The organism is Streptomyces sp. CY-1 (assembly GCF_047218265.1).
In the GTDB taxonomy this organism is placed as follows: Bacteria; Actinomycetota; Actinomycetes; order Streptomycetales; family Streptomycetaceae; genus Streptomyces; species Streptomyces niphimycinicus.
Genome location: NZ_CP178393.1, coordinates 10,851,190 through 10,869,608 on the forward strand (window position 1 = coordinate 10,851,190; position 18,419 = coordinate 10,869,608).

The 18,419-nt window shown below is 71.5% G+C and carries 6 protein-coding genes; 5 read left to right on the forward strand and 1 reads right to left on the reverse strand.

Features of this window, described 5'->3' with window-relative positions; genetic code table 11:
- The first annotated feature begins 19 nt into the window (after positions 1–19).
- Together ACK1X7_RS45740 and ACK1X7_RS45745 are read left to right on the forward strand one after the other, a co-directional pair.
- Entirely contained in the window at positions 20–10,921 is a 10,902-nt protein-coding gene (locus tag ACK1X7_RS45740) for an amino acid adenylation domain-containing protein (RefSeq protein WP_413116695.1), read from the forward strand.
- A complete protein-coding gene (locus ACK1X7_RS45745; protein ID WP_413116696.1) occupies positions 10,908–12,608 on the forward strand; it encodes an ABC transporter ATP-binding protein in 1,701 nt (566 codons plus the stop codon). Before ACK1X7_RS45740 ends, ACK1X7_RS45745 begins: the two co-directional genes overlap by 14 nt.
- A gap of 9 nt (positions 12,609–12,617) precedes the next feature.
- Here ACK1X7_RS45745 and ACK1X7_RS45750 read toward each other — a convergent pair whose 3' ends face one another.
- On the reverse strand, positions 12,618–13,718 hold the full coding sequence (locus ACK1X7_RS45750) for an alpha/beta hydrolase-fold protein (RefSeq protein ID WP_390792263.1): 1,101 nt from the start codon (positions 13,716–13,718) through the stop codon (positions 12,618–12,620).
- 110 nt (positions 13,719–13,828) lie between these two features.
- Between ACK1X7_RS45750 and ACK1X7_RS45755 the strand changes: the two genes are divergently transcribed.
- The 3 genes from ACK1X7_RS45755 (at position 13,829) to ACK1X7_RS45765 (ending at position 18,294) form a co-directional block, all read left to right on the forward strand.
- Entirely contained in the window at positions 13,829–15,406 is a 1,578-nt protein-coding gene (locus tag ACK1X7_RS45755) for an amidohydrolase (protein WP_413116697.1), read from the forward strand.
- A gap of 118 nt (positions 15,407–15,524) precedes the next feature.
- The gene (locus ACK1X7_RS45760; RefSeq protein WP_385144554.1) at positions 15,525–15,992 is read left to right on the forward strand and encodes a GNAT family N-acetyltransferase; all 468 of its coding nucleotides are present in this window, start codon (positions 15,525–15,527) and stop codon (positions 15,990–15,992) included.
- Between the two features lie 199 nt (positions 15,993–16,191).
- Positions 16,192–18,294: a LysR substrate-binding domain-containing protein gene (locus ACK1X7_RS45765; protein WP_413116698.1), complete on the forward strand. Its 2,103-nt coding sequence runs from the start codon at positions 16,192–16,194 to the stop codon at positions 18,292–18,294.
- Positions 18,295–18,419: the final 125 nt, after the last annotated feature.

The window sequence follows — 18,419 nt, forward strand, 5'->3', positions numbered from 1 at the left end:
TGAGTCTTCGATGTCTTCGATGGTGGAACCGGGCGCTCGTCGCGTACTGCTTTCTCCCGGACAGGTTGCCGATGTACGCCGGCGGATCGGTGACTTCTCCGACCGGACCATCGCCGAAGCGTGTGCCATCGGGCTGTCGTACTGGGCGACGGGCCTGAGCCCCGACGGTATCGACCTCACCCCCGGCACCCTGTTCGCCGATGTCCTCGGGTGGGTCGACAACGGCGGTGCGGGGCCGGCCGGTTGGCAGATCGACGCGGACGACCTGAGCATCACCGTCCCGGAAGGCGTCGGGCCCGACGATGCGCGGCTCGCGCTGGACGACCTGACCCAATTCCCGGACCGGCCCATCGGCACCATCTCCCCGTCCGGGGTGGCGGCCAGGCTCGAGGCCCTGGCCGGGTGGAATGACACCGAGGCCGACCGGGTCCGCCCGACCATCGTGGAGATGTTCCATGAGCAGGCGCGGTCCCGGCCGGACGCGGTGGCCATCGTCGACGAGCACCGGTCGTTGACCTACCGTCAGGCGGTTGAGCGCTCAAGTCAGTTGGCTCACCATCTGATCGAGCGCGGCCTGCGCCCCGAACAGGTCGTCGGCATCTCACTGGGCCGCTCGGCCGAGATGGTGATCGGGCTGCTCGCCGTACTCCAGGCGGGATGCGCGTTTGTGCCGCTCGATCCGCAGTGGCCAGCCGCGCGCCGGGCCGTCGTCATCGACGACGCCCAGGTCGTGGCGCAGCTCAACGACTCGGGCGAACGCGACCCGGCCGAACCGGAGGCCGTGGCCGTCGACCTCGGCGACTGGCGCTTCGGGTCCCACCCCACCGAGGGCACCGGGGTCACCGTACCCGGCAGCGCCCTGGCGTATGTGATCTTCACATCCGGTTCGACCGGGCGGCCCAAGGGCGCGATGATCCGGCACGAGGCGATCAGTGAGCGCCTGCTGTGGCAGGGCAACGAGATCCTGGGCTTCGGCCACGACGACGCGTCGCTGTTCAAGGCGCCGTTGTCCTTCGACATCTCCATCAACGAGATCTTCCTGCCGCTGGTGCACGGCGGCAGGCTGATCATCCTGCGGCCCGGCGGCGAACGCGACCCGCACCACCTGCTGAGCGTGATCGCCGAGCAACGGGTCACCTTCACCTACCTGGTCTCGTCCATGCTGGACGTGCTGCTGGAGATGGTGGGCGACTCCGGACGACTGGACAGCCTGCGCCATGTGTGGTGCGGCGGCGAGGTGCTGACTCCGGAGCTGTACGAGCGGTTCCGCACCCGGCTCGACATCCCGCTGTACCACGGCTACGGCCCGGCCGAGACCACGATCGGCGTCTCGCATGTCATCTACCGGGGCGCGGCCGAGCGCCTGTCGACATCGATCGGCAAGGCCAACCCGAACACCCAGTTGTATGTGCTGGACAACGAGCTGCGCCCGGTCCCGGTCGGAGTCGGTGGCGAACTGTATGTGGGAGGGTTCCTCCTGGGCCGCGGGTACATCAACGCGCCCGGTCTGACGGCGTCCCGCTTCGTGGCGAACCCCTTCGCCGGGGACGGATCGCGGCTGTACCGGACCGGAGACCTCGCACGGTTCGCCCCGGACGGGTCGCTGGACTTCCTCGGCCGGGCCGACAACCAGATCAAGATCCGCGGTATGCGGCTGGAGATCGAGGATGTCGAGGTCGGTCTCGCGGAGCACCCCGGGGTGCGCTACACCTGCGTCGTCGCGAAGAAGAACGCGACGGGCAGCACCTATCTGGTGGGCTATGTGATCCCGGCCGCCGGGAGCGAGGACCTGCGCCCGGACGAGGTCAAGGGGTGGGCCGCCGGGCACATGGTGGAGTACATGGTGCCCGCCCATATCGTCGTGATGACGGAGTTCCCGCTCACCGCGAACGGCAAGCTCGACCGCCGTGCGCTGCCGGAACCCGTGATCGGAACGGGCTCGATCGTCCAGCCCACCACCGAGAACGAGCGCGTGGTGTGCGCGGCGGTCGCGAAGGTGCTGCGGCTGGACGAGGTCGGCGTCGACCAGGACTTCTTCCAGCTCGGCGGAGACAGCCTGCTGGCGATCTCGCTGCTGAGCGCGGTGCGCGACGCGGGTCTCCACCTCACGGCACGGCAGATCTTCACCAACAGCACGGTCGGGGCGCTGGCGGCGATGGCGAGCCGTGAGGACGCCGCCACCGCGGACGAGGGTGATATCGCGACCGGTACCGTCATCGGATCGCCCATCGTGCGGTGGCTCGGCGAGACCACCGACGCGATCGACGGCTTCGTCCAGTCGGTCGTGCTGAACACCCCGGCGGAGCTGACCGCCGACGCCCTCGACGCGATCCTCGCCGCCGTGGCCGAGCGGCACGACATGCTGCGCGCCAGGCTGGTACGCGGCGAACGCTGGAGCTTCGACATCCCGGCGGCGGACCGGGCCACGCCGTCGTGGCAGGAGAGCGACCGGCCGCTCGATGAGTGCGTCGCGCTCGCCACCGGAGGGCTGGACCCGGACCAGGGCGTGATGCTGCGTGCCGTCTGGCGACGCGCGGCACGGCAACTGGTCGTGGTCGTCCACCATGTGGTGATCGACGGCCTGTCCTGGCATGTTCTGATGGACGACCTGGCCACGGCCTGGCGGCAGTTCGCCTCGGGCGCGCCGATCGAGCTGCCTGCGGTGGGCACGTCGTTCCGGCGCTGGACGCAGATGCTGGGCAATGCCACCTTCGACGCGGACCGTGGCTACTACGAGCGTCCCCTGCCAGCAGCGGACGGCCCCGTGGGCAGGCGCGCGCTCTCCGAAGCCGACACCGTCGCCCGGGAGCGGGTGCGGACCGTCTCGGCAGGCCCCGAGGTCACCGCCGCCCTGCTGGGCGAGCTCCCCGCGAAGTTCCACGCGGGCGTGGGCGATGTGCTGCTGACCGCGCTCGCCGTCACCCTCGCCCGATGGCGCCGCGACCTCGGACAGCACCAGACCTTCGCGCATATCGAACTCGAGGGCCACGGCCGCGAAGGACGGTTCGTGGCGGACACCGTCGGCTTCGAGCCCGAACTGTCGCGGACCGTGGGCTGGTTCACCACCCTCTTCCCGGTGACCGTGGACCCCGGAGCGGCGGCCGATTTCACCGCCCCCGACTACCTCGCCGCCGCGCTCAAGGCGGTCAAGGAAGACCTCGCCCGAGTGCCGTCCAACGGCGTTTCCTACGGCGCCCTGCGGTATCTGACCCATACCGAGTTCGACGCCCCCGCACCGCAGGTGCTCTTCAACTATCTGGGCCGCTTCGACGCGGGCGCGTCCGGGGACTGGCAACTCAGCGGCAAAACCGGCCAGTTGGGGGAGAGGCGCGACCCGCGAATGCGTCTGCCGCGCCCCCTGGAGTTCAACGCGATCGCCGAACCCGCCTCCAGTGGCGGGTACGAGCTGATCACCACCATCTCCTGGCCCGACGGGATGTTCACCGACGAGGACATCGCGACCATCGGCGGGTACTTCCGGGAGACCCTGACCGCCCTGGCCGCGCTCGACCAGGGCGGCCACTCGCCCAGCGACTTCGGCCTGGTGCGGCTCACCCAGGCCGACGTCGACGTCCTGGACGGCCCGGCGCTGCGGGACATCCTGCCACTGACCCCGTTGCAGGAGGGCCTGTACTTCCATTCGGTCTTCGACGACGACTCGGCGGCTGCCTACGTCGAGCAGCAGTTGCTGAGGCTGGACGGCGAGGTGGCCGCCGACCGGCTCGCGACGGCGGCCACCCGGTTGCTCACCCTGTACCCGAACCTGGCGGCACGGTTCACGGCCCTGGCCGACGGCCGTGTGGTCTCCGTGCTGGAGAGCGGGGTGCGGGCGCCGTTCGCCACGCTCGACCGCCCCGGGATCACCGACGCCGAGATCCGCGAATACGCCGAGCGGGACCGCCGGACCGGGTTCGACCTGGCCACCGGCCCGCTGATGCGGTACACGCTCATCCGCGCGGGCTCCGGACGGAACGTCCTGGTGCAGACCGTGCACCACATCATCGCCGACGGCTGGTCGGTGCCACCGATGCTCCGTGCGCTGCTGGCCGAATACCACGCGCCGGGGACCGTGTACCCGCTCGGCGGCTTCCCCGACTACGTACGGTGGCTCGCGGAGCGCGACGACGACGAGAGCGACCGGATATGGCGCGATCAGCTCGCCGGGCTGCCCGGCCCCTCGCTGGTCGCCGAGGGACACACCCCGTCCGGCCGATTCGCCGACGTCGCCGTGGAACCGGGGGACGACATCGACGCGGCCGCCCGGTCGGCCGGTGTGCCGCTGAGCGTGGCCGTGCACAGCGCCTGGGCGGTCACGCTGGGTGACATCCTGTACGGCAGTGATGTGGTGTTCGGATCCACGGTGTCCGGGCGGGACGCTCCGGTGTCCGGCATCGAGGACATGGTGGGTCTGTTCATCAACACGATCCCCGTGCGCGCCCGGTGGGCCGGTACCACCACGGCGCGCGAGCTGCTCGCCTCGGTGCGGGAACACCAGAGCGCGGTGCTGCCGCACCAGCATGTCTCGCTGGCGAGGATCGGCCGCCTGGCCGGCGCCGGAACCCTGTTCGACACCCTGGTGGTGTTCGATGTCGCCACCGATGTGGCCGCCCTGCGGGGCCCGGGCGACGAGCTGGTCATCACCGACATCGTGAACGAGGGCGCCCCGCACTACCCCCTGACGCTGGTGGTGGAGCGCGCTCTCGACGGCCCTCCCCGCTTCAACCTGATCTACGACGGTGAGCTGCTGCGGGAGTCGAGCGCCCAGGCGATCCTGCGCACGTTCACAAAGACCCTCACCGGCCTGCTCACCCGCCCGGACGCCCTGGTCGGCGATGTGGCGCCGGAAGACACCCGGCGTCCCGCGCCGATCACTCCGACGACCCTGGGCGGACTGTTCGACGCCGCCGCGCACCGCGACCCGGCGGTCACCGCCGTGACCCAGTGCGCTCTCGACGGCGGAACCCGCTCACTGACCTACGGCGAACTTTCGAAGGCGAAGAACGAGCTGGCCTCCGCCCTGCGCGCGGCCGGTACCGGGCCGGGCAGGCGCGTCGCCGTCGCCGTCCCGCGCTCCCTCGAACAGGTCGTCGCCCTGGTCGCCATCGTCACCGCGGGCGGCGCGTATGTACCGCTGGACCTGGCCTACCCGGACGAGCGGCTGGAGTACATCCTCGCCGACTCCGCGCCGCAGGTCGTCCTCGTGGACCGTGAGCAGCGCGAGCGCTTCACCCGGCTGCTGGCCCGGGCGGGCGGGCCGGCCCGGGTGCTCGTATTGGGCGACGAGCCGCCGGGGGCCGGTACGGAGACCGGGCCGGAGGCGAGCCGGCACGACCCCGCCTACGTCATCTACACCTCCGGATCGACCGGCCGACCCAAGGGGGTCGTCGTCCCGCACTCCAGTGTGGTGACGCTGCTCGCGAACACCCGGCCCGCCATGGACTTCGGCCCGCACGACGTATGGGTCCAATTCCACTCCTTCTCCTTCGACTTCGCGGTCTGGGAGCTGTGGGGAGCGCTGGCGCACGGCGCCGAGCTGCTGGTGCCGGAGTACGGGCTGACCCGCTCACCGGTCGACTTCCACCGGCTGGTGCGCGAGCGCGGAGTGACCGTGCTCAACCAGACCCCATCGGCGTTCTACCAGTTCATCGATGCCGACCGGCATGCGGGCGAGCCGGTCACCGGGCTGCGCCGGATCATCTTCGGCGGCGAGCCGCTGGATCTCGGACGGCTGCGCGGCTGGGTCGAGCGGTATGGCACCGGTGCGCCCGAGCTGGTCAATATGTACGGCATCACCGAGACCACCGTCCATGTCACCCACCGGGTGCTGACCGACGAGGACTTCGGTACCGGCAGCGGCATCAGCCCGATCGGCGGCCCGATCCCGGGCCTGGCCACCTATCTGCTCGACGACCGGCTCCGGCCGGTGCCACCGGGCCGGGTGGGCGCCATCTATGTCGCGGGCGACCAGGTGTCGCTCGGCTATCTGGGCAGGCCGGGGCTGACCGCGGGCCGTTTCGTGGCGAACCCGTTCGCGGGTGACGGCTCCCGCATGTACCACACGGGCGACCTCGCCCGCCGCACCCTCGACGGTGAGCTGGAGTTCACCGGCCGCGCCGACGACCAGGTGCAGCTCAAGGGCTTCCGTATCGAACTCGGCGAGGTGGAGTCCGCGGTCAGGGGGCTGGACGGTGTGGTCGACGCGGCCGTCACCGTGGCGGACAGCGGCGACCACCTGGTCGCACATGTCGTGGGCCGGGTGCCCGCCGACGTCACCGCCCTGCTGTCCGCGAAACTGCCCGTACATATGGTGCCGGGCCGGGTGCTGCCCGTGGATGCCCTGCCGCTGACGGTCAACGGCAAGCTGGACCGGAAGGCCCTGGCCGCACGCGCCGCCGCACAGGACGACACCCCGGTGGCCGGCTCCCCGGGCAGCGGGGACGCCGCGCTCACCGCACTGGTCGGCATCTTCGCCGACGCACTGCCCGAATCGGCCGTGGACGGCGACACCGACTTCTTCCGGGCCGGGGGCGACAGCATCGTCGCCATCACCGTCATCAACCGGGCCAGGGCGCTCGGCCTGCGAATCGCGCCACGGGATGTGTTCCTGTTCAGGACACCGCGCGCACTCGCCGAGCACCTGGGGACGAGCACACCGCACGCCGAGCCGCCCGCGCCCGCCCACCACGAGGACGGCCCGCTGCCGCCGACCCCGATCATCCTGCGCCGACGCGAACTGGGCGGATCCCTCACCCGGTTCGCCCAGGCCAGAACGGTGGTGGCCCCGGACGGCACCGGGTTCGCCGACGCCGAGCGCGCCGCGAACGCCGTCGTGGCCGCGCACCCGGCCCTCCGGCTGCGGCTGCGCGTCGCACACGGGGTGTGGGAGCTGCGTACCGAACCCGCCCGCGAGGTCACGGTCGTACGGGCGGACACGGCCGATGCCACGACGGCGGCGAACGAGGCCGCCGGACACCTCGACCCCGAATCCGGGGACGTGGCCGCCTTCGCATGGCTGGAGGCGAGCCGGACCCTGGTGGTCACCGTGCACCACCTCGCCGTCGACTCGGTGTCCTGGCTGATCCTGCTGGACGACCTGGCCGCCGCCCTGCGCGGGGCGCCCCTGCCACCGCCGACCACGTCCTACGCCGAGTACGCGGAAGCACTGGCGTCCCGGTCCGGCCACGCGATCGACGACCTCGGGCACTGGCTCACCACCCTCCGGGCGCCCGCGCTCCTGCCCGCGATCGAGCGGCCGCGCGAGACCACGGTCGTGCTCGCACCCGAAGCGAGCGACCGCGTGACGCGTACCGCGCCCACCGCACTCGGCGTCGGTCTCACCGAGTTGCTGTGCGGCGCGCTGCGCACCGCGCTGACCCGCGTCCAGCCATCGCCCACCGATCTCGCGATCGAACTGGAGCGCCACGGCCGGGTCCCGGCGCTGGAACACCACGACTACACCCGCACGGTCGGCTGGTTCACCTCCATCGCACCCGTGCGGCTCACGGCACACAGCGACCCCGTCGCCGCGGCGTACGAGGTGGCGGAACGCCAGCCGGACGAGCGCGCACACGTAGCCTACGGCCAACTCAGGTACCTCAACGCGCAGACGGCCCCGCTGCTCACCGCCCGCCCGCAGGTACTGTTCAACTATCTCGGCCGGGGCGGTGAGTCCCAGGCCCCGCGCCTGACCGGCGGCGATCAGGGCAGTCCGTACGCCGTCGAGGTGAACGCGTGGACGGACGCGGCCACCGGCAGCCTGCACGCCGTCTTCACCCTCGCCGAAGGCATCCCGGACGAGATCACCGACCACTGGCGGAGCGCACTGGAACGCATCGCGGACGCCTCCGCGACGGCCGAGCGCACGGCACCGGTCACCCCGCTCCAGCGGGGCCTGTACTTCCAGGCCCAGATGGCGGGTTCGGCGGGACACTACGTCGCGCAGAGCTGGTTCACCTTCGACCGGCGCCTGGACACCGACGCACTCTCCGAGGCGATGGCGTATGTGATGGCGCGACATCCGGTGGTGACCGCCGGCTTCGCCACCGACGACGACGGAAACCCGGTCCAGGTGCTGGGGCCGGGCCGGCGCGTCGACGTCCGTACGGTCGAGCTCACGAGCGACGCGGACGTCGAGGCGCTGCGCACCCGGGACCGCGACACGGGATTCGACCCGGGCGAGCCCCCGCTGATCCGGATGACCGTGGTGCGGTTGCCCGGTGACCGTGACGGGCTGCTGCTCAGCTACCACCTGCTGCTGTGGGACGGCTGGTCCCGCGAGATCGTGCTGCGGGACCTGTTCGACGCCTACCAGGCCGTCCTCGATGGCGAGTTGCCCGACCCCGCCCCGGCCACGCCGAGCTTCGAGGATCACGCCCGGGCGCTCGACGCCCGCGACTCCGCCGTATCGGAACGCTTCTGGGCCGAGCACCTGGCCGGTCTCCCCGGCCCGACGCTGCTCGCCGGACCGGCGCCGTCCCTCTCCGACGAGCTGCCGCGCGCGCTCGTGCACACGCTGTCCGCCGAGCGGTCGGAGCTGCTGCGGGCGGCGGCCAGAGCGCACGGTGTCACCCTGAACTCGGTGCTGACCGGTGCGTTCGGCCTCCTGCTCGGCGCCCACACGGGTCGCGGTGACGCCGTGTTCGGCGTGACCGTCTCCGGCCGGGACGGCGAGGGGCTGGACGGCATCGTCGGCGTGCTGCTCAACACCGTCCCCATGTGGACCCGGGCCCGGCCGGACGACAGCGTCGGCGCATACCTGGCGGACGTACAGGCGGCCAGGGTCGAGGCGATGGTCCATGAGCATCTGGGGCTCGGCGAGATCCAGCGGGCCACCGGGCACGACACCCTGTTCGACAACCTCTTCGTGCTCCAGAACTTCCTGGACATGGACGCGTTCGCGGAGATGAACGCCAGGCACGGCATCACTTCGGTGACCGCCGACGACTCCACCCACTACCCGTTCACCTGGGTCGTCACCCCCGGCGACCGGCTCACGGTCAAGCTGGAGTACCGCGACGAGGACACCGCGAACGCCCGGCGGCTCCTCGACGACTATCTGCGCGTGCTCGACGACCTGGCCCGGGCGACCGGGCCGGTCGGCGCGCTGCGCGGACCGGGCCCGGAGCCCCTGCCCGCCGAGCGCATGGACATCGGCACGGACACCGTGGTCGACCGGTTCGACCGGGCGGCGGACCGCGACCCGGGGCGGGTGGCGCTCGTCGCCCACGGCTCGACCATGACCTTCGCCGAGCTGCGGGACCGCAGCCGCGCCGTGGCCGGTGTGCTGGCCGGGCGCGGCCTCGGCCCCGAGACGACCGTGGGCCTGGCGATTCCGCGCTCCCTGGACTCGATCGTGGCGCTGTTCGCCGTGCTGCGCGTGGGCGCCGCGTATGTGCCGCTGGAGCTGGACCATCCGGACGAGCGGATCGCCGCGATCGTCGCGGACGCCCGCCCCGATGTGATCCTCACCGTGAGCGCCGTGTCCCCCCGGCTCACCGGCGAGCTGATCGAGCTGGACCGCCCGCTGCCCGAGGCCGAGCCGTATCGGACGTATCGGCCGCAGGATCCGCATCGCCTGCGGCACCCCGCGTACACGATCTACACCTCGGGCTCGACCGGGAAGCCCAAGGGCGTGGTGACCGAGTACGCCGGGCTGACCAACATGCTGATCAACCATCAGCGCCGGATCTTCGAGCCGGTGCTGGCGGACCACGGCCACCGGGTCTTCCGGATCGCCCACACCGTGTCGTTCGCCTTCGACATGTCGTGGGAGGAGCTGCTGTGGCTCGCCGACGGCCATGAGGTGCACATCTGCGACGAGGAACTGCGCCGTGACGCGCCCCGGCTGGTCGAGTACTGCCTCGAGCACCACATCGACGTCATCAATGTGACCCCGACCTACGCACAGCAACTGGTGGCCGAGGGCCTGCTCGACCACCCGGAGCGGCGGCCGGCACTGGTGCTGCTGGGCGGCGAGGCCGTCACCCCGGCGCTGTGGCAGCGGCTCGCGGCGACCGAGGGGACGGTCGGCTACAACCTGTACGGGCCCACCGAGTACACCATCAACACCCTCGGCGTCGGCACCTTCGAATGCCAGGACCCGGTGGTGGGCGTGGCGATCGACAACACCGATGTGTATGTGCTGGACCCGTGGCTGCGGCCGCTGCCGGACGGCGTCCCCGGTGAGCTGTACGTGTCGGGCATCGGCATCGCCCGCGGCTATCTCGGGCAGCCCGACCAGACCGCGCACCGCTTCGTGGCGTGCCCGTTCGGCGCACCAGGCGAGCGGATGTACCGCACCGGAGACCTGGTGGCCCGTCGGCCCGACGGCAATCTGATGTATCTGGGCCGCATCGACCAGCAGGTCAAGATCCGGGGGCACCGGGTCGAACTGGGCGAGGTCGAGGCCGTGTTCGCCGCGCATCCGGCGGTGCGGTTCGTCGCCGCGGTCGCCCAGCCCGATCCTCAGGTCGACGGCGCCTACCGGCTGGCCGCCTACCTCGTCCTGGACGGCTCGGACCTGGCGGCGGTCGCCGCCGACGTGGCCACCGGGCTGCCGGACTTCCTGCGCCCGACGCACTACGCCGAGGTCGACAGCATCCCGCTGACCGTGAACGGGAAGGCCGACACCAAGGCGCTGCCGGAGGCCAAGCCGCTGGGCACACTGACCACGGCGGGGGAGCGGGGACCGCGGACCGGGAACGAGACCGTGGTGTGCGAGTTCTTCGCCGAGGCACTGGACCTGGATGACGACGAGGTGAGTGCGGTGAGCGATTTCGTGTCCCTGGGAGGGCACTCCATGCTGGCGGTGCGGCTGATCGGGCTGCTCCGCCGCGAGTACGGCCCGGTGATCACCATCCGTGATCTGTTCACCCTGCGAACCCCGGAAGCGATTGCCCGCCACCTTGATGACCACTCCTGACACCCAGCGGCCCCGCCCGGGGGCCGACATCCTCCGGACCGCACTGCGCCGCAACATCGGCGCCATGACCTGGGGCACCGTCCTCATGGGCCTGTACCAGGCCGGTGAGACCGCCTTCCCCATCGCGCTCGGCCTGATCGTCGAGCACACGATGCGGGACCGGAGCCTCGGCTCGCTCGGCCTGGCCATCGCCGCGCTGGCGGTCATCATCACGACGGTGTCGCTGTCGTGGCGGTTCGGGATGCGCGTCCTTCAGAAGGCCAACACCACCGAGGCGCACCGCTGGCGGGTGAAGGTCGCGGCCTACGGCCTCCAGCCGGTGGCCAGGAACGTCGACCTGAAGTCCGGCGAGGTGCTGACCATCGCCACCGAGGACGCCGACCAGACCGCCGACATCATCGAGGTGGTGCCGCTGCTGGTCAGCTCGCTGGTGGCGGTGCTGGTCGCGGCGGTCGCGCTGGGCCTGGCCGACATCCGGCTCGGCCTGCTGGTGATCGTGGGCACCGTCGCGATTCTGTCGATCCTGAGTGTGCTGTCCAAGCGGATCGGCTCCAGCACCCGCGAGCAGCAGGCCCGGGTGGCACGGGCGGGGGCGAAGGTCGCGGACCTGATCACCGGCCTGCGCCCGCTGCACGGCTTCGGCGGCAACCACGCGGCATTCGGTTCCTATCGCAGGGTCAGCACGGAGGCGAAGCACCAGGCGATCACCGTTGCCAAGGTCAACGGCGTGTACGCGGGCACCGCGCTGGCCCTCAACGCGGTCCTCGCCGCCGCCGTGACCCTGATGGCGGGCTCACTGGCCTTCAGCGGCCGGATCACCATCGGGGAACTCGTCATGGCCGTGGGGCTGGCGCAGTTCATCATGGAACCGCTCAAACTGTTCTCGGAGATGCCGAAGTACGTGATGATGGCGCGCGCCTCCGCCGAGCGGATGGCGCTGGTACTGTCCGCCCCGCCGGTGGCGGCCGACGGGCGGGAGCGCCCGGCCGCGGGCGGAGACCTCGACCTCGACCGCGTCCGGTACGGCTCGCTGCGCGAGCTGAAGTTCCAGGTGGCGGCCGGCGAGTTCGTGGCCATCGCCCCGTACCAGCCGCGTGTGGCGGCCGACCTCGCGTCGATCCTGGCCGTGAAGGTCCCGCCCGGCGCGTACGAGGGGGCGGTGCGGGTCGGCGGTCGGGAGCTGGCGGACCTGTCGATCGAGGCGGTCCGCGAGCACATGCTGGTGAACCCGTACGACGGGGAGATCTTCGCGGGCACCCTCGGCACGAACATCGATCCCTCGGGCACCAGCCGGATGGTCCCCGAGGCCGTCGAGGCGTCCATGCTGACCGATGTCGTCGCCCTCCACCGCGAAGGACTCGACTACGGCGTCCGCGACCGCGGCGCGAACCTCTCCGGGGGACAGCGCCAGCGGCTGTCCCTGGCCCGCGCCCTCGCCGCCGACACCGACGTCCTCGTCCTGCACGACCCGACCACAGCCGTCGACGCGGTCACCGAGCAGCTCATCGCGCGCAACATCGCGAAGCTGCGCCGGGACCGCACCACCATCGTGATCACCAGCAGCCCGGCGCTCCTGAACGCCGCCGACCGGGTCCTCGTCCTGGACGACGGCGTCATCACCGCCGAGGACACCCATCGCAATCTCCTCGCCACCGACCAGGACTACTGCCTGGCGGTGGCCCGGTGACCCGGTCGGCTAGTCGAGCGCCCAGGCGACATCCCTGAGCAGGGCGTGCCGCCAGCCCGCCCGGTCGTGGCCCGCCGCCGACCGCGAGACCCGTACGGTCGCGCCGGACCGCCGGACCAGGGCCTCGGCCAGCTCGCAGTGGGGGAGCATCCGCGTCTCGTGCTCCCCCACGTCGAACGCGACCCGCAGACCGGACAGGCCGGGGCGCTCCCGCAGACGCGCGGCCATGGTGCCGCCGACCGGGCCGCCCATGGGGTCCGGCAGCTCCAAGGCGCCGGGTGTCCACCAGAACGACCCCGACTGACAGGCGACACGGGAGACCAGGTCCGGGAACTCCAGCGCCGCGTACAGCGCGCTCAGCCCGCCCAGGCTCTGCCCGGCGACCACCAGCCGGTCCGGGTCGGCGGGTGCGCCGGATTCCGCCACCAGCGGCAGCAGTTCGTCCCGGACCGCCTCCCACAGCGCGGGGTCGCACCCGAACTCGGCCGCCCGGTCCTTGCTCGGCAGGAAGACCAGTGTGACGGGCGGCATCTCGCCACTGGCCACGGCCGAGTCGAACGCGGTCATGGCCGGGTGCAGATACAGCCAGTCGTCCCCGTCGAGCAGCAGCACCACTGGGCCGCCGCCGCCCACCGGGTGGACGCGCACGGTGCGGCGCCCGCCGAGCCGTGCGCTGTTCCAGCGGATCCGGGTGTGCGGGAGGGGCAGTACGGCATCGGCGCCTATGACGGGCCAGTGCGGCTGGGCCGGGGCGTCCGGGGTGGCGGCGATGGACCGGTCACCACCCGCGCCGAGCGGGTTGAACGGGTCGGCGTGCGCTTCGTCGCCCGCGAGGAACTGGTAGGTCACCCGCAGCCGCGCGGGCATGGGCACCTCGGCGTACCAGCAGTCCGTATCCGCCCACCGGCGCAGGGGGACCGGCTCCGACCAGCTCTCGAAACAGATGCTCGCGGGAGAGCCGCGCCACAGGAACAAGGTCGTCCATCCGCCGCCGTCGGCGGGCACCGACGCGGGTGTTCCCGCCGCCGCCCAGAACTCGTCGGTGCCGGGTGTGCCGGGCAATCCGAACGCGACGAAGGCGCTCTCCCCATCGGTCGCACTCAGGCGCATCAACGTCTCCTTGTGAGAGGGAAGGGACAAAGCTAAGCTCCTGACAATTAGGCGAGGCTAACCTAAGTTTGACCTGTGAACCGCCCCGGCACCCAGGAGAGTTGCGGCAGATGCTCTGCACCAGACTGACGAACGCCCGCTTCCTCACCATGGACCCGGACCACCCCGTCGCCCACGACCTGGGCGTGTGGCGGGGCCGGATCGTGGGCCTGGACGACGCCGTGACCTCCCTGCCCGCCCGCGAGGTGATCGACCTGGAGGGCGCCACCGTACTGCCCGGGTTCATCGACCCCCATGTGCACCTGGCCTGGACCGGGTTCAAGCAGCGGACCCCGAGCATCGCGAGGTGCACCCGGATCGACGAGGTGCTCGCCGTCGTGGAGGGGGTCATCACCCGGACGAGCTCGCCCGGCGCCTGGGTGAGCATCGCCGGCTACGACCAGCGGGCCCTGGGACGCCATCTGACCGCCGCCGAACTGGACCAGGTCAGCCACGGGCGCAAGGTGTTCATGATGCACGACTCCGGGCACGGCTGCATGGTCAACTCCGCCGTCCTCGACCTGCTTCCCGCCGACACCCCGCACCAGGACGGCTTCCTCGCCGAGGGCGCCATGGGCGCCGCCCGCGCTCTGCGCCTCCCGCACTCTCAAGCGGAACTGGCCGAGGCGATCTCGCGCGCCGCCCGCACCTGCCTGGCCGAGGGCGTCACCGCCTGCGCCGAGGCGGGCATCGGCGGTGCCCTCTTCGGCCACAGCCCGGTCGAGCTGGGTGCCTACCAACTCGCCCGCGAATCAGGTCTGTTGCCGCTGCGCGTACAGCTCATGGTGTCCGCCGACCGGCTGCGCCCGGTCGGCGCGCATGAAGCCGACGGCATTCCCCGGGCCCTCGACCTCGGCCTGCGCACCGGATTCGGCGACGACCGGCTCTCGGTGGGCGCGCTGAAGATCTACACCGACGGCGGCATGATGGCCCGGACCGCCGCGCTCAGCACCCCGTACGAAGGGCTGGATCACACGGGTGAGCTACAGGACGACCCGCAGGCGCTCGCGGACACCATCGTGGACGGCCATCTGGCCGGGTGGCAGCTCGCCGTCCACGCGATCGGCGACCGCGCCGCCGATGTCGCCCTGGACGCCCTGGAACGGGCCCAGCGCCTGCGGCCGCGCCCCGACGCCCGGCACCGCATCGAGCACGCCGGACTGATCCGCCCCGACCAGCTTCCGCGCTTCGCACGGCTCGGCATCAGCGCCGTCGTCCAGCCCAACTTCCTGCGCCGCTTCGGCGACGACTATGCGGCGATCATGGGCGAGAAACGGGCCCCGTGGCTCTACCGCGGCAGGGCCTTCCTGGACCACGGCATCCCCCTCGTCGGCAGCTCCGACCGGCCCGTCACCGATGGATCTCCGCTGCGGGCCATCCAGTTCATGGTCGAGCGCACCTCCGAGTCCGGCCAGGTGATCGGCCCGGACGAGGGCATCACCCTCGACGAGGCCCTGCGGGCCTACACGGTGGCGGGCGCCGCCGCCTGCCACTGGGAGGACAGCCTGGGAAGCCTCACCCCGGGCAAGCTCGCCGACCTCGTCGTGCTCGGGGACGACCCCCGCCGGGTCGACACCTCGCGCATCGGGGACATCGAGGTGGTGGCGACATACGTCGACGGCCGGGAGACCGGGATCCGCGCCGGATGAGATGAACCACGCCGACGTGCTCACCGACCGGATTCCCCGACCGTGGAACCGAGGAAGGAAAGCCTTGATCACGGCTACGCCATGCCCTGCCCCGCTGCCGCACGCCCGCCTCGCGCCGATGTCCCGCGTGCGCGGCGCCCGTCCGGAGGACGCCACCGCACTCGCCGAACTGTCCCGGCCCTTCGTGTGTTCGGGGGCGCTGCGGGAGCGGCCCGTCACGCTCTACGCCACCCGCGCGGCCGACTTCCTGGTGGCGGAGGCCCCCGATGGCACCGTCGAGGGCTGTGTGGGCCTGCGTATGCACCCCGCCGACCCGGGGGAGGGCCGGGGGCCCGCGGGCGTGGTGTACAACTTCTGCGTGGCCGGGCCGAGTCAGGGAAGCGGAGTGGGAGCCGGGCTGCTGCGCGCCGTGCTGGCCAGGGCGCGCGCCCAGGCGCTCGGTGCCCTGTTCACGGCGACGACCGGCGGTGGCGGCCTGTTCCTCCGGTATGGATTCACGCCCACGACGCTGCGCCTGGCGCCTTCGCGCTGGGCGGAGTCGCTGGACCCCCGGCGCGATGCGCGGATCCTCGCGCTGAGGTTGTGACCGCTCGCCTTACGCGATGCCTGGGCCGATCCGTTCCGATTTCCTCGGCCCGGGGTCATGAGTCTTCGGCCGACTATGGCCGGTTCCCGGGCAGTGATGGCGTCACCTCCCTCAACTGGTGGGAGGACGGTGCGTCGCGGGCGCGATGATGTCACGCGGGACGACGTCCACCGCCGCCGCCGAAAAGGACTCCTTGACCATGAACACCACCCCCCGTATCGCGATCATCGGCGCCGGCCCCGGCGGCCTCACCCTCGCCTGCGTCCTTCGGGCCAACGGTATCGACACGGTCGTATACGAGCGCGAGGCGGCCGATGCCGTCGGCTGCGGCGGAACCCTCGAGCTGCACCCCGAGTCGGGTCAGCACGCCCTGCGCGCGGCAGGACTGGAAAACGAGTTCTGGGCCCGGGCCCGCCCCACGGGCCTGGATATGAAGATTCTCGGCAAGGACGCCACGGTCCAACCCCAGGACGTCACCGCCGAAGACGACACGGGCTGGCCGGAGATGGACCGGTCCGCCCTGCGCGAGATCCTTCTCGACGCCCTCGCCCCCGACGGCATCCGCTGGAGCCACGGCCTCGACCACGCCACCGCCCTGGAGAGCGGCGGCCACGAACTCCACTTCGCAAACGGCACGGTGGAGACCTGCGATCTGCTCATCGGCGCGGACGGCACCTGGTCCCGCGTCCGTCCGATGCTCACCGAAGCCGAGCCCGCGTACTCCGGGATCAGCCTCATCGAACTCGGTGTCCCCGAGGCCCACCGCACCCGGCCGGCCTTAGCCGCACTCGTGGGCCGCGGCAGCATGTTCGCGCTCCAGGACGACAAGGGTCTGATAGCGCGCCGCGGCGGCGATGGCCGCCTGCGCATCTCCATCGCCTTCCGCGTTCCCGAGAACTGGCTCACCACCAACGGCATCCCCTACGACCGGCCCGAGCGGGCGCGCGCCGCGATCCTGGAGCACTTCACCGACTGGGCCCCGCAGTTGACGGACCTCGTCCGCCACTGCGATGACACGATCGTGCCCCGCCCCGTCTACAGCCTCCCCATCGGCACCAGTTGGCCGACCACACCGGGAGTCACCCTGCTGGGCGATGCCGCCCATGGCATGCTGTCCTCCTGCTGGGGCGCCAATCTCGCCATGCGGGACGCCGCCGACCTCGCCCGGGCTCTCATCGGGGCCGGGGACGACCTCACGGCGGCCATCGCCGCGTACGAGAAGACGATGCGCGAGCGCGCGGCGTCCATGGCCAGGGAGCTGAGGGGCAGCTTCGACGGGGGTGCCGATCCGTCCGGTGTGCGGAAGATCGGCGATTTCTTCGGGCGTATGACCGTCCCAGGGCAGCGGAAGGGCGGGCCGGCGTCCTCGGCCGATGGGGAACGGGAGCCGGTTGCGGCGGCTCGTCCCACCAAGATCGATCTGAACCTTCTGGTCCCGCTGAACGCGCTCCTCTCGGAGCGCAGTGTCACCAAGGCCGCCGAGCGGGTCTCCGTCAGCCAACCCGCGATGAGCACGGCACTGGCCAAGCTGCGGCGGCACTTCAACGACCCGCTGCTGGTCAGGGAGGGGCGCGCGATGGTCCTCACCCCGCTCGCGGAGTCACTGGTCGACTCGGTCAAGGAACTCCTGGGCGGAATGTACGAGGTCCTGGACCGTACGGACCAGTTCGATCCGGTCACCAGCGCCCGAACCTTCAACCTGGTCGCCGACGACTACGTGACCGTGGTGATGCTGCGTCCCCTGCTCAGCGAGCTGAGCGAGGTGGCCCCGGGGGTGCGGATCAGCGTCACCGGGGTGCACCCCGGCATGTTCGACCGGTTGCGCCGCGGACAGAGCGACCTGCTGATCTGGCCGTCGAATGTGCTGACCGACGAGCTGACGTCGTTCTCCCGCAGCGATCTGCCGCCGGACGAGCTGGTCGCCGTCGTCGACGGTGACCATCCCGATGTGGGCCCGACCCTGAGCCGGGAGGAACTGGCCGAACTGCCCTACATCACGATCGGCTCGCAGGCCATGCCCTTGTCGGGCTTCACCATCGGCGAAGGTGGCGTGTCCGACCGGACGGTGGCGGTGAGCGACACCTTCGCCGGCGCGGCCGGTCTCGTCTCCGGCACCCGGATGGTCGCGGTCATTCCCCGGCGGCTCTTCGAGCGGCTGGGGTGTGCGATGGGCCTGCGGGCGGTGCCCCTGGAGCCGGCGGCGGAGCTGACGGGAGCGATGTACTGGGACCCCAGGAACACCGCGGATCCGGCGCACCGCTGGCTACGAGAGCGTATTCAGGAGATGGCGTCACACCGGTGATCCCACGGTTCGCGCGGTCGGCGGGCCGACCGGGCGCTGGGTCGTTTGCGTAATAGGCCCGGTATCCATGGCGCGGATGGTCTTGATCGATACCAGTTGCCTTCCGGGCTCTCCACGAGCTGATT

Bases quoted from the DNA above. Each gene is read 5' to 3' on its own strand.
- ACK1X7_RS45755 (WP_413116697.1), top strand. From the start codon at position 13,829: ATGCTCTGCACCAGACTGACGAACGCCCGCTTCCTCACCATGGACCCG.
- ACK1X7_RS45740 (WP_413116695.1), top strand. From the start codon at position 20: ATGGTGGAACCGGGCGCTCGTCGCGTACTGCTTTCTCCCGGACAGGTT.
- ACK1X7_RS45760 (WP_385144554.1), top strand. From the start codon at position 15,525: ATGTCCCGCGTGCGCGGCGCCCGTCCGGAGGACGCCACCGCACTCGCC.
- ACK1X7_RS45765 (WP_413116698.1), top strand. From the start codon at position 16,192: ATGAACACCACCCCCCGTATCGCGATCATCGGCGCCGGCCCCGGCGGC.
- ACK1X7_RS45750 (WP_390792263.1), bottom strand. From the start codon at position 13,718: ATGCGCCTGAGTGCGACCGATGGGGAGAGCGCCTTCGTCGCGTTCGGA.
- ACK1X7_RS45745 (WP_413116696.1), top strand. From the start codon at position 10,908: ATGACCACTCCTGACACCCAGCGGCCCCGCCCGGGGGCCGACATCCTC.